This window comes from Mediterraneibacter glycyrrhizinilyticus, assembly GCF_015560805.1.
GTDB classification, from domain to species: domain Bacteria; phylum Bacillota; class Clostridia; order Lachnospirales; family Lachnospiraceae; genus Schaedlerella; species Schaedlerella glycyrrhizinilytica_A.
Genome location: NZ_JADMSO010000001.1, coordinates 290,255 through 303,388 on the forward strand (window position 1 = coordinate 290,255; position 13,134 = coordinate 303,388).

Sequence of the window (13,134 nt, forward strand, 5' to 3'; positions counted from 1 at the left end):
TTTTGAATCATAAAAACGGGGATATCACCACTCTGTCTCCTTTACCTGAGAGATTCAGTCCGTCAGGACCTTACACCTTCGGTACTCATACATGAGTTTTTCCAGAGTATTCTCCGCCTCCAGTCTCCCAATTATGAGATTCAAGAGGTTTCAATGAATCCACTTCATCTTAGCACAGCGGGAAAATGCTGTCAATGTATTTGGGGATAAAAACTTCTTATAAATATTAATAAACGTTACTTTCAATCTGATGTTTTGTTTTTAATATCATTTCCCTTAATAGTAAAATCCGGGCGTCGCTCATGCGGTCTTTCGGTGCGGAAATACTGATCGCATACGTTGACTTCCCATTGTATCCTTTTAAGGAAACTGCGATACAACGCACGCCGATCTCATTTTCCTCGTTGTCCAGAGCATATCCGGATCTGCGCGTTTCTTCTATAAGATTCATAAAATCGACAAATCTGGTAACGGTATGCTCTGTAAGCTGCTGGATGAAGCTCTGTTTCCAGATCGATTCGATCTTAGCGTCCGGCATATCTGCCAGAATCGCCTTTCCGACGCCGGAGCAATACAGCGGAATACTTTTTCCGACCATGGAGATCATGCGGACAGAGTTTTGAGAAGCCTCTACTTTGTCAATGTAAGTTGCATTTATGCCGTCAAGCTGGACAAGATGGACCGTCTCACCGGAATTGGCGGAAAGTTCTTTGATAAAGGGGCGCGCGATGTCGATCATACTGTTTTGGGATAAAATCTGATTGGATAAACCGCAGATTTTAAAACTAAGACTATATTTGGCTGTCTCTGGATCCTGACGGACATAATCCATGCAGATCAGGGAATTTAGGATCCGGTGGACGGTACTTTTATTTAAGTCCAGTGCGGTACTCAATTCCTGAAGCCCCATAGCTCCGTTCTGCGCGAGACATTCGATCGTATGAAAAATGCGTTCCGATACCTGGATCGGATTTTTGGTATCTGTCATAACTGCCTCCTGATACATTTGCATTGTAAATTCTTTAAATCACGTCGTATTGTAGCATGTTTCCGGAAAAAGGGGAAGAGGTTTTTATTTTGACTATTGTATCTGATGCGCATACAAGGTATAATAAGAGAAAAATTCATAATATGAAATTGAGTTCCGTATTATGAAATTATAATCCGTATCATGGAATAGGAAGAGTCGGAAAGGAGTGTTTGGGATGAACAGAGATGATTTTGAATTTGAGGTGCGTCATGTAGGGATCAACTGTGAGAATGAAGAAGAGGCAGACGCGGTGGCACAGCGTTTTGAGGATGTGTTCGGATTCACAAAAAAAGCGGGGAACAGTTCGATCTTTGCAGGAACCGGCGTGGAAGTGATGAAGACGAACTATCTCGGAAAGAACGGACATATTGCGGTTGCGACCAATGATATTGAGAAAGCAAAAGCGTATCTGGCTGTACAGGGGATCGAGTTTGATGAGGAGAGCGCAAAGTATAAAAATGGGAAGATGGTCGCAATCTATCTGAGAGAAGAGTTCGGCGGCTTTGCAGTGCATCTTGTACAGAAATAAGTACAGAGATTTTGTTAAAAAAGCCTGAAAAGCAGTTGACAAGAAGGAAGAATCGAGTATAATAAAAGCATGAAGTTCACATTATGAAATATAGTTCCACAATGTGAAACAACGGACTCGATAACAGAGCAATGCAAATAAGGAGAATGAAAAGATGAGTAATGTATCAGAGACAATTCAGAAAATGGGTGTAGTACCGGTTGTTGTATTGAACGACGCGAAAGATGCAGCTCCGCTTGCAAAAGCATTGTGTGAGGGCGGACTTCCATGTGCAGAAGTTACATTCCGTACTGACGCAGCAGAGGAATCTATCCGTGTCATGACAACAGAATATCCGGAGATGTTCGTAGGAGCAGGAACTGTCCTGACGATCGAACAGGTAGACCGTGCAGTTGCGGCAGGCGCGAAATTCATCGTAAGCCCGGGATTTGATCCGGAGATCGTAGACTACTGTCTGAGCAAAGAGATTCCGGTATATCCGGGATGTATCACACCGTCAGAAGTTGCACAGGCGGTCAAGAGAGGACTGAAAGTTGTGAAGTTCTTCCCGGCAGAGCAGTTCGGTGGAGTGGCAACGATCAAAGCACTGGCAGCGCCGTATGTAGGCGTGAAATTCATGCCGACAGGCGGAGTCAGCGCTAAGAACCTGGAAAGCTATCTGTCCTGCGATAAGATCGTAGCATGCGGCGGAAGCTGGATGGTAAAAGGAGATCTTGTAAAAGAGGGTAAATTTGACGAGATCAAAGCGCTGGTTGAAGAAGCTGTCAGCCTGGTAGCAGAGATCCGCAATAAATAATCTTACGAAAAGAATCAAAGAGATCGATCAATAGAAAAAGATAACGGAGGAAAATCATGAGTAAGAAAGTCGTTACATTTGGAGAAATCATGCTGAGACTTGCACCGGAGGGATATTACCGTTTCGTGCAGGCAGATACATTCGGAGCAACTTACGGCGGAGGAGAGGCAAACGTAGCAGTTTCCCTTGCCAACTACGGATTTGATGCAAAATTCGTTACCAAACTTCCGAAACACGAGATCGGACAGGCAGCAGTGAATTCCCTGAGAAAATATGGAGTAGATACTTCTTTCATCGCCCGCGGCGGAGACAGAGTCGGAATCTACTTCCTTGAAAAAGGAGCATCCCAGAGACCGTCCAAGGTTATTTACGACAGAGCAGGTTCTTCTATTTATACAGCAGCTCCGGAAGACTTCGATTGGAAAGCGATCTTCGACGGAGCAGAATGGTTCCACTTTACAGGAATCACACCGGCGCTCAACGACGGTGTTGCAGCGATCTGTCTGGAAGCTTGTAAGGCTGCAAAAGAAGCAGGCGTGAATATTTCCTGTGACTTAAATTACAGAAACAAACTGTGGAGCAAAGAGAAAGCCGGACAGGTAATGGGCGAGCTCTGCAAATATGTAGATGTCTGCATCGCAAATGAAGAAGACGCGGCAGACGTATTTGGAATCAAAGCGGCAGATACCGATGTGTACGCAGGTGAAGTGAACCACGAGGGATACAAAGACGTGGCAAAACAGCTTGCAGACCGTTTCGGATTCGAGAAAGTAGCGATCACACTTCGTGAATCACTTTCCGCAAATGACAATAACTGGTCCGCAATGCTTTACGACGGAACAGATTACTATTTCAGCAAAAAATATAAAATGCATATCGTAGATCGTGTCGGCGGCGGAGACAGCTTCGGCGGCGGACTGATCGCAGCAACACTGAACGGATATGATGCACAGGCTACCATTGAATTTGCAGTAGCGGCATCCTGTCTGAAACACTCCATCGAGGGTGACTTCAATATGGTCTCCATGGACGAAGTTGCAAAACTTGCCGGCGGCGATGCTTCCGGACGTGTCCAGAGATAATAAATAATCCCTATTTGCTATGCAGGAATATGGCTGTCACGAAAGTGGCAGCTATATTGCTATATGCACCAAAACGCATGAGATACAAAGCCTGAGAAGATCTGGGAAGAATCCGGGAAAAGAGGTGGAAACAGATCTTTTCCGGCAGTATAATAAACAAAGAAAAGCAACGCATAAAACGCAGAAAACAAAACTGGAAAATCAGAAACACAAGGAGGATATGAAATGAAAGCATTTATGGACGAAGAATTTCTCTTGTCAACGAAGACCGCGCAGAAGTTGTATCACGAGTACGCTGAGGTAATGCCGATCTTGGACTATCATTGCCATCTGGTTCCGCGGGAGATTTACGAAGACCGGAAATTTGAGAACATCACACAGGCATGGCTGGAAGCAGATCATTACAAATGGCGTCAGATGCGTTCCAACGGTGTGGAAGAACGTTACATTACCGGAGACGCCACGGATCGCGAGAAGTTCCAGAAATGGGCGGAGACATTGGAGATGGCGATCGGAAATCCGCTGTATCACTGGAGTCATCTGGAATTGAAACGATATTTCGGATATGACGGATATTTGAATGGAGAGACTGCAGAGGAAGTATGGAATCTGTGCAATGCAAAACTGCAGGAAGACGGTATGACCGCCCGTAACCTGATCAAACAGTCCAACGTAACGCTTGTATGTACGACAGACGATCCGATCGATTCGCTGGAGTGGCACAAAAAGCTGGCTGAGGATGAGACTTTTGACGTACAGGTTCTTCCGGCATGGAGACCGGATAAGGCAATGAACCTGGAGAAACCGGATTATCTGGATTACCTTGCGAAGCTGGAAACAGCAAGCGGTATGAAGATCGACAGCTTTGCCGCATTGATCGAGGCTCTGAAAAACCGGATGGATTTCTTTGCGGAGAATGGCTGTACTGTTTCTGATCACGGTCTGGAATATGTGATGCATGTGCCAGCGACAGAAGAAGAGGTTGAGAAGATCTTTGCGAAGCGGTTGTCCGGTGAGACTGTAAGTCGTCAGGAAGAATTACAGTTCAAGACTGCATATATGACAGCGCTCGGAAAAGAATACCATAAGAGAAACTGGGTAATGCAGCTTCATTACGGTGTGAAACGTGACAATAACCGCCGGGTATTCAATGAACTGGGACCGGATGCGGGAATCGACTGCATCAACAACTTTGCACCGTCTTCCGAGATGGCAGATTATCTGAACGGACTGGCAGAGACAGACGAGCTTCCGAAGACGATCCTTTATTCGCTGAATCCGACAGACAACGCATCGATCGGAACGATCATCGGATGTTTCCAGGATTCTTCCTGCATCGGAAAGATCCAGCAGGGAAGCGGCTGGTGGTTCAATGACAATAAGACCGGAATGATCGAGCAGATGACATCACTTGCTAATTTAGGACTTCTTGGCAACTTTGTCGGAATGCTGACCGATTCCAGAAGCTTCCTTTCTTATACAAGACATGAATATTTCCGCCGCATCCTGTGCGAGCTGATCGGAGGATGGGTAGAAAACGGAGAGTATCCGGAAGATTACAAGGCATTGGAGAAGATCGTAAAAGGAATTTCCTATAACAATGCGGTAAGATATTTCGGATTTGATCTGGAAAAGAAATAGACGATTCCAAACAGGGGCGATCGCTTCACGATTTATCAATCATGAAAGCAACCGCCCCTCAAATCTTCGCACATCTGGAAAATTTTAAGAAATTAAGAAATCCCATCCCGATATTCTTTCGGTGTTTTCCCTACATACTTCTTGAAAATCTTTGTAAAATAATTGACGTCCGGAATCCCGCAGTACTGCGCGATCGTCTGGATCTGCATACTGCTGGAATTGAGGAGGAACAGCGCGTGTTCCACCCGTTTCTTGTTGACGTAATCGGTCAGTGTCTGCCCGGTTTCTTTTTTAAATAAGGTAGAAAGATAGCTGGCATTGACGTTGAGGAGTGCTGCCTGTGTCTTCAGACTTAGGTCTGCAGTCAGATCGGAGTCGATCCGGACAAGTACTTTCTGGATCAGCAGAGAATAGCCTTTCATGGAATGGTTCTTTACAAGCAGACAGTATTTATGCACCATCTCTTTTTGGAGCGCAACCGCATTTTCCGGTGTGCTGATCTGCTCGATCTGGCGCGCAAAACGTGAGGAAAGGCTGTCAATGTGGAGCGGATGTACAGATCCGGCTTCGGCGCCTTTCCGGAGCAGTGTATTTAAAATGATCGTATAGTTTTTCAGACTCCGGATCGGGTCGGCGCTCCGTTTTTCCATCCGCAGTATATTGTTGTTGCCCATCATCATCTCGGCTTTTTGCACCAGTCCCTGCGAAACGGCATGAATCATGTTATTTTCCTGTGCATAACGATCTTCCAGACGATGCATGGATAAAAAGGCTTCTTCCGGTTCCTGAAAATCCGGTCGTGATGCGACAGGCTCTATATTATCGGAAAGCCGGCGTTCGATTGTTTCTACAGAAAAGCTTTCTATACTTCCGTAAAGCTTCTCGCAGAAAGTTGAGATGATCGCAAACAAGGTATTTTCATCCGAGTGAAGTGGAAGATCGCTGTAATAACGGTGGAACTGGGAAAACTGCCGGGGAGACAGCGACAATTTTTCGGCTAGTTTTAACACCATTTGTTCGGTAATCTCCGTATAAGTAAAAGGACCGATCACGAGGTATTTGGAGGGCGTTGTCTCGGGAAGCGCAAAAAGAAGATAGTTGCACAAATATTCGTCTTTGATCCGAAATACCGTGTTTTCTTTCAAAGGTTCCTCGAACAGAGCCAGTGTTTTCTGATAATCCGGTTCTTTGTATAACATTCTGCGCAGACCGAAGTCCAGTTCCGGAGGTTCGGAAGTTGGATATTCGATGATGTTGACCGGCAGATGGAGATTTTTCATCAGAGAACATAAAAAATTCAATTCTGTATCATAATACATAAATAGCCTCTTTCTGGAAATTATCGTTAATGATGTAACAAAATACAATTTATGGAATCGTAAGATTCTTTTTTATTATCGTACAATTTTTAGATGGATGCAAGACATAATAAAAAAAATACGAATAAATGCAAAAAAAATTCTAACGTAAAAAGCAGGATTTCTATTAATATATGAATATAAGAGCTGTGACCCGAGCAATAGGGCAACGGCAGCAGCGAAGAAGGAGGAACAATATGCGCAATATCATCAACTTAAACAAAGACTGGAAGTTTATCCAGAAAGATGCGGGACTGCCGAACAGCCTGCCGACAGACTGGACAAGCGTGGATCTTCCGCATACATGGAATGCGGTGGACGGTCACGACGGAAACGGAAGCTTTGACCGCGGAACATACTGGTATGCAAAGACATTTGCGACGCCAAAACAGGCATTTGGCGGAAACCGTGTATTTGTTGAGATCCTTGCAGCAGGACAGCAGGCGACGGTATATGTCAACGGAACAGAAGTTGTGTATCATGAGGGCGGATATTCCACATTCCGCGCCGACGTTACAGATCTCTGCAAAGAGGATGGCGAGAATCTTCTGGTCGTTGCCTGCAGTAATGAGCGAAAAGAGAGCGTGTATCCGCAGTCTGCAGACTTCACGTTTTACGGAGGGCTGTACCGCGGCGTGAACATCATCAGCGTGCCGGACGCGCATTTCGATCTGGAATATTACGGAGGTCCGGGAATTCAGGTGACGCCGACACCGTGTGACTGCGGCGGCGCAATGTTTGACATCGTAACGTATACAAAAGGGAGCGATGAGAACTTTACCGTGCTCTACTCTATCTGCGATGCAGAGGGGCAGGAAGTGGCAGGCGGATGCCGTCCGGCAGATGACACGAAGATCAAACTGTTCGTGCCGGATGCAAAGAAATGGGAGATCGACGATCCGTATCTGTATACCGTGACCGCACGTCTTCAGAGAAGAAACGAGACATTCGACGAGGTGAACGCGCGCGTAGGTGTGAGAAGCTTCTCCTGCGATCCGGAAAAAGGATTTATCATCAACGGAAAAGAGACGCCGCTGCGCGGAGTGAGCCGTCATCAGGATATGCTTTATAAAGGAAACGCGCTGAGCAAAGAAGAGCATTATCATGATGCGGAGCTGATCAAAGAGCTGGGAGCAAATACGATCCGTCTGGCACATTATCAGCATAACCAGTATTTCTATGACGCATGTGACGAACTTGGATTTGTGATCTGGGCAGAGATTCCGTTTATCAGTGTGATGAATAAAGATCCGGAAGCACATCAGAACTGTATCAGCCAGATGAAAGAACTTGTCATCCAGAACTATAACCATCCGTCCATCTGCTTCTGGGGAATCTCCAATGAGATCCTGATCGGAGGAATTTCCGAGCAGCTCGTGGAGAACCACAAAGAACTGAACGCGCTTGTAAAAGAGTTGGATCCGACAAGACTGACAACGATCGCCCATGTAAGTATGACGCCGATCGAAAGCCCGCTTCATCATATCACCGATGTGATCAGCTACAATCATTATTTCGGATGGTACGGCGGAAAGATGGAAGACAACGGACCGTGGATGGATAACTTCCATAAAGTACACCCGGATCTCTGCGTGGGAATGTCCGAGTACGGATGTGAGGGAATCATCACCTATCACGGACCGAACCCGGCATGCAAGGATTACAGTGAGGAATATCAGGCGCTTTACCATGAGCACATGGCGAAAATGCTGGACGAGCGTCCGTGGATCTGGTCTTCCCATGTATGGAACATGTTTGACTTTGGCTGTGCTGCCCGTGACGAGGGCGGCGTTGCAGGACGCAACAACAAAGGTCTTGTGACAATGGACCGCAAGACAAAGAAAGACAGCTATTATATTTACAAAGCATACTGGAATAAAGCGCCGATGGTGCACATCTGCGGAAGAAGATATGCACAGCGTGCAGGCGAGACGACGGAAATCCGCGTATATTCCAACCAGCCGACGGTTACACTGTACTTAAACGGAGAAAAAGCAGAAGAGAAGAGTGCAGAGAAAGTCTTCGTATTTACTGTGGCGCTTGCAGAGGGACAGAACATCGTTGTTGCAGAGGCTGGCGGTGTAAAAGACAGTATTACACTGGAAAAAGTAGAAAAAGAGCCGGAGATCTATGTACTTCCGGAAGTCAACGAACGGGCTGAGGGCGTTGCAAACTGGTTCAGCACGGTCGGAGAAATGGATCTGAAAGCTCCGATGGAATTTCCGGAAGGAAAATACAACATCCACTGTACAATGGAAGAGATTGCAGAATCTCCGGAAGCGCTGGCAGTGCTTACCGAGGCAGTGAAACTGGCGATGAACATGAAAGTCACTCCGGGCGCCGGCATGTGGGATATGATGAAAGGAATGACGCCGGAGCGGATCGGTCAGATGGCAGGAAATATGATCCCGGAGGGATTTATAGAGAGTCTGAACCTGAAACTGACAAAGATTGAGAAGAAATAAGCAAAGGAAGCATAAGAGTTTCAGATAAACTTGCGGAGTGTGCAAAATGTTTTTTGGACACTCCGGGAATCAGAGAGTAGAGAAAAAGGAGCGTTTATATGGCTACGAATACAAAGAAATTTGGTATGGTCGATAAACTGGGATATATGTTCGGTGACTTCGGTAACGATTTAACGTTCATTCTTTCCAGTATGATGCTGATGAAATTCTATTCAGACGTTATGGGAGTTTCCGTAGCGTTAGTCGGAACTATGATGATGGTTGCACGTTTTGTGGATGCGTTCACAGACGTGGCGATGGGACAGATTGTAGACAGAAGCCGTCCGGGCAAGAAGGGTAAATTCCTTCCGTGGATCCGCAGAATGTGCGGACCGGTTGCAGTCGCATCGTTCTTGATGTATGCGTCTTGGTTCCAAGATATGTCGATGGGATTTAAGATTGGCTGGATGTTTGTGACTTATCTGCTTTGGGGCAGTGTATTCTATACCAGTATCAATATTCCATATGGTTCTATGGCGTCTGCACTTTCCGCAGATCCGAAAGAACGTGCACAGTTGTCCAGCTTCCGTACGATCGGGGCGACTATTGCAGGATCGGTTATCGGTATTGTCCTTCCGCTGATCGTATACTATCAGGATGAAGCAGGAAATCAGATTCTTTCCGGACCGAAGACAACTCTGGCAGCAGGAATCTTTTCTGTCGGAGCAGTTATCTGCTACCTGCTTTGTTACTTTATGTCAACAGAGCGTGTGAAAGTAGAACAGAAAACAGAGAAGTTTAACTTCAAGGAACTGGTCAAAGGTCTGGTAACAAACAAAGCGCTGGTGGGTATCGTAATCTGCTCTATCTTGATGCTGCTTGTACAGCTTACAATGCAGTCTATGTCAACTTACGTATACCCGAACTATTTCGGTAATGTGCAGGCACAGTCGGTTGCCGGCGTGGTAGGTCTTGTAATGACCCTTCTGCTTTCTACGGTGGTTGTAAAACTTCAGGTGAAGATGGGAAGAAAAGAACTGGCGATCGCAGGTTCCTTGTTTGGTGCAGTGATCTTCTTCATCACATGGCTGACACATACAAAGAATGCATGGCTCTATGTTGGTCTGTATGCACTGGCTTATCTTGGACTGGCTGCATTCTCCCTGATCTGCTGGGCGATGATCACAGACGTTATCGATGACACAGAGGTTCGTACAGGAGAACGTTCCGACGGAACGATCTATGCCGTATATTCTTTCGCAAGAAAACTTGGTCAGGCAGCATCTGCCGGTGTGACCGGAGCCCTGCTTGGTCTGATCGGATATTCGGCAGAAACCGCATTTGAGCCGGCAGTTACCGAAGGAATCTTCAATCTGGCTTGTCTGATCCCGACAGGTGGATTTATCCTTCTGGCAGCAGCGTTGTGGTTCTTCTATCCGCTGAACAAAAAACGTGTAGAAGACAATGCGAAATTCCTTGCCGAGAAAGCGGAAAAAGCGGGAAAATAAATCAAGAATAAAGTGAAATAGAAATCCCATCCTTTGGAAAACGATGCCGGTCGGATTCATTTTCCGAAAGGATGGGATTTTTTGTTGCGTGTCGTCTGTACCGGAAAAAATACTTGTAAAATCAATAAAATTCGCTTACAATGTACTCGACAATTTAATAATGAAGGTTATTTGAAGAAGGAGACGAACATGAAAAGAAGAATGAGAAGTGTTCTTTTGGTGGTTACACTGGCGGTTTCTGTTGCACTGAGCGGATGTTCAGGTGACAAGAAGACGATAGAGTCTGCAACGGAGAATGAACTTTCCAAAAACCCGGTCGAAGGCGGGAGTATCAAAGTTGGTATCTCTCAGGACTTGGACAGTCTTGACCCTCATAAGGCAGTAGCGGCAGGAACAAAAGAGGTTTTATTTAACATTTTTGAAGGTCTGGTAAAACCGGACAGCAATGGGAATTTAGTGGAAGCTGTGGCGGATTCCTATGAGATTTCAGAGGATGCGAAAGTGTATACATTTACTTTGCGCGACGGTGTGAAATTTCACAATGGGAATGAAGTGACAGCGGAAGATGTTAAATATTCAATTGAGCGATGCGCCGATACGTCAAATGGGGATCCATTGGTATCGGCGTATTCTATTATCGAGAGCGTGAACATTCTCGATGAAAATACGGTGGAGATCCGTCTGACGGAGCCGGATACGGAGTTTCTCTCCTATATGACGACAGCGATCATACCAAAGGACAATGCCGATTTGGAAACCAATCCGATCGGAACCGGACCGTTTCGTTATGTGTCAAGAAGCCCGCAGGAAAATGTGATCCTTGCAAAAAATGAGGATTACTGGGGCGAAAAAGCGCATCTGGATGAGGTGGAGTTTAAGATCGTGTCCGACGCCGATATGCTGGTGACCAATTTAAAAGGCGGTTCCATCGATATGGCGATGCGGCTGACGACAACACAGGCGGCTGAACTGAAGGAGGGATTCCATATTGAAGAGGGTACGATGAATCTGGTACAGGCATTGTATCTGAATAACGAGGCAGAGCCGCTGAATAATGAAAAAGTGCGGCAGGCGCTCTGCTATGCGATCGATCCGGATGAGATCATGGCGATGATGGCAGACGGAAAAGGAGTCCGGGTCGGAACAAGTATGTATCCGGGGCTGAAAAAATATTACGATGAATCGTATGCGACTTATTATGAGCAGGATTACGAGAAAGCGAAAAAGCTTCTGAAAGAGGCCGGGTATCCGGACGGATTTGATCTGGAGATCACGGTCAGCTCAGCGGATCAGCCGCATATCGACACCGCGCAGGTGATCGTGGAAGAATTGAAAAATATCGGAGTGAACGCAACGATCAAACCGATCGAATGGGAGACCTGGCTGGAAGAAGTTTATGCCAACCGGGATTTTGAATCGACGGTTGTCGGCGTCGATGCGACCACGCTATCCGCAAGGGCGATGCTGGAGCGGTTTACATCCGATGCGGGCGGTAATTTTATCAACTTTAAAGACGCGGAGTACGACGGATTGTTTGAGCAGGCGGTTTCCACAACGGATGAAGAGGAGCAGGTGCGGCTTTATAAAGAACTGGAAGGCATTCTGGCGGAAAAAGCGGCGAACGTCTATATCCAGGATCTTGCCAATCTGGTGGCGGTGAGCGACAAATTTGACGGATATACGTTTTATCCGTTATATGTGCAGGATATGGCAAAAATTTATGCGGTAGAGTAGAGAATAAAGCCGATAGGGAAGCAAAATAGAAATGAAAAAATGACGAATGCAGGGAGGCAAGTATGAAATACACAGTGAAAAAAATAGCAGGTCTTATAATCACATTATTAATTGTCAGTATGCTTGCTTTTCTGGCATTTGAATTGATTCCGGGAGATCCGGCGAGATCGATCCTCGGGACGGAGGCGACAGAGAGCAAAGTCCAGGCTCTGCGGGAGGAGATGGGACTCAACCGTCCCCTGCCGCAGCGATATGGACAGTGGGTGAAAGACTTTGTGACAGGAGATATGGGAACCTCTTATTCCTATCAGGAGCCGGTAAAAGACTTGATCGCAGATAAACTTCCGGTCACATTTACGATGACGGCGATGGCGTTTGTATTCATTTTACTTTTTTTCATTCCGATCGGACTGCTGAGCGTCCGTTATGAAAATCGGTGGATCGACAAATTATTTCTGATCGGAAATCAGGTGACAATGTCAATCCCGCCTTTTTTTGTCGGTATGATCTTCACGGTGATATTCGGATTGACGCTGCGTCTGTTTGTGCCGGGCGGATATATTTCTTATACGGAAAATGTGAGCGGATTTTTGGGATACCTGATCTTCCCGTCTCTGGCGCTGGCGCTTCCGAAAGCGGCAATGACCGCAAAGATGTTCCGAAATGCGCTGCTTTCCGAAATACACAAAGACTATATCAGGACAGCGAAAAGCCGGGGGAACGGACCGTGGCGGATTTTGATCTGTCATGCGTTCCGAAACGGAATTTTGCCGGTAATCACATTTCTCGGAATGGCGGCGGCAGATCTGATCGCAAACAGTATCGTGATCGAGCAGGTATTCGGGATCCCGGGATTGGGCAGAACATTGATCTCTTCGATCTCCAACCGGGATTATCCGGTGGTGGAGGCTGTGATCGTGCTGATCGCGGCAGTCATTTTGATCCTGAATACGGTCGTGGATCTTTTATACCGGGCGCTGGATAAACGGATCGTGCTTTAAGGGCAGGAAAG

General features: G+C 46.3%; 10 protein-coding genes and 1 riboswitch. Of the genes, 8 read left to right on the plus strand and 2 right to left on the minus strand.

The genetic code is table 11. The features are described from left to right. Window positions 1-22 precede the first annotated feature (22 nt). A riboswitch (glycine riboswitch) is annotated at window positions 23-115 on the minus strand. A 111-nt stretch (window positions 116-226) separates the two neighbouring features. Then, entirely contained in the window at window positions 227-988 is a 762-nt protein-coding gene (locus tag I2H87_RS01400; RefSeq protein ID WP_009267223.1) for an IclR family transcriptional regulator, read from the minus strand. A gap of 217 nt (window positions 989-1,205) precedes the next feature. On the opposite strand from I2H87_RS01400, the gene I2H87_RS01405 reads away from it, so the two are divergent. The 4 genes from I2H87_RS01405 to uxaC all read left to right on the plus strand — a co-directional run bounded on the left by I2H87_RS01405 (window position 1,206) and on the right by uxaC (window position 5,078). Next, the gene (locus tag I2H87_RS01405) at window positions 1,206-1,559 is read left to right on the plus strand and encodes a VOC family protein (protein WP_009267222.1); all 354 of its coding nucleotides are present in this window, start codon (window positions 1,206-1,208) and stop codon (window positions 1,557-1,559) included. A gap of 154 nt (window positions 1,560-1,713) precedes the next feature. Further along, window positions 1,714-2,355 (plus strand): bifunctional 4-hydroxy-2-oxoglutarate aldolase/2-dehydro-3-deoxy-phosphogluconate aldolase, encoded by a 642-nt coding sequence (locus tag I2H87_RS01410; protein WP_195609142.1) that lies wholly within the window; start codon window positions 1,714-1,716, stop codon window positions 2,353-2,355. 56 nt (window positions 2,356-2,411) lie between these two features. After that, on the plus strand, window positions 2,412-3,437 hold the full coding sequence (locus I2H87_RS01415) for a sugar kinase (RefSeq protein ID WP_195609143.1): 1,026 nt from the start codon (window positions 2,412-2,414) through the stop codon (window positions 3,435-3,437). Window positions 3,438-3,662: 225 nt separating this feature from the next. Then, on the plus strand, window positions 3,663-5,078 hold the full coding sequence (uxaC, locus tag I2H87_RS01420; RefSeq protein ID WP_009267219.1) for a glucuronate isomerase: 1,416 nt from the start codon (window positions 3,663-3,665) through the stop codon (window positions 5,076-5,078). Window positions 5,079-5,170: 92 nt separating this feature from the next. Here uxaC and I2H87_RS01425 read toward each other — a convergent pair whose 3' ends face one another. Beyond that, entirely contained in the window at window positions 5,171-6,397 is a 1,227-nt protein-coding gene (locus tag I2H87_RS01425) for a helix-turn-helix domain-containing protein (protein ID WP_009267218.1), read from the minus strand. A 236-nt stretch (window positions 6,398-6,633) separates the two neighbouring features. Between I2H87_RS01425 and I2H87_RS01430 the strand changes: the two genes are divergently transcribed. The 4 genes from I2H87_RS01430 to I2H87_RS01445 all read left to right on the plus strand — a co-directional run bounded on the left by I2H87_RS01430 (window position 6,634) and on the right by I2H87_RS01445 (window position 13,123). Then, window positions 6,634-8,901 (plus strand): glycoside hydrolase family 2 protein, encoded by a 2,268-nt coding sequence (locus tag I2H87_RS01430; RefSeq protein WP_054705174.1) that lies wholly within the window; start codon window positions 6,634-6,636, stop codon window positions 8,899-8,901. Between the two features lie 98 nt (window positions 8,902-8,999). Further along, complete coding sequence (locus I2H87_RS01435) at window positions 9,000-10,388, plus strand: MFS transporter (RefSeq protein WP_195609144.1); 1,389 nt, start codon at window positions 9,000-9,002, stop codon at window positions 10,386-10,388. 189 nt (window positions 10,389-10,577) lie between these two features. Next, window positions 10,578-12,122 (plus strand): ABC transporter substrate-binding protein, encoded by a 1,545-nt coding sequence (locus I2H87_RS01440; RefSeq protein ID WP_195609145.1) that lies wholly within the window; start codon window positions 10,578-10,580, stop codon window positions 12,120-12,122. Between the two features lie 62 nt (window positions 12,123-12,184). Next, a complete protein-coding gene (locus I2H87_RS01445; RefSeq protein ID WP_195609146.1) occupies window positions 12,185-13,123 on the plus strand; it encodes an ABC transporter permease in 939 nt (312 codons plus the stop codon). Window positions 13,124-13,134 lie beyond the last annotated feature (11 nt).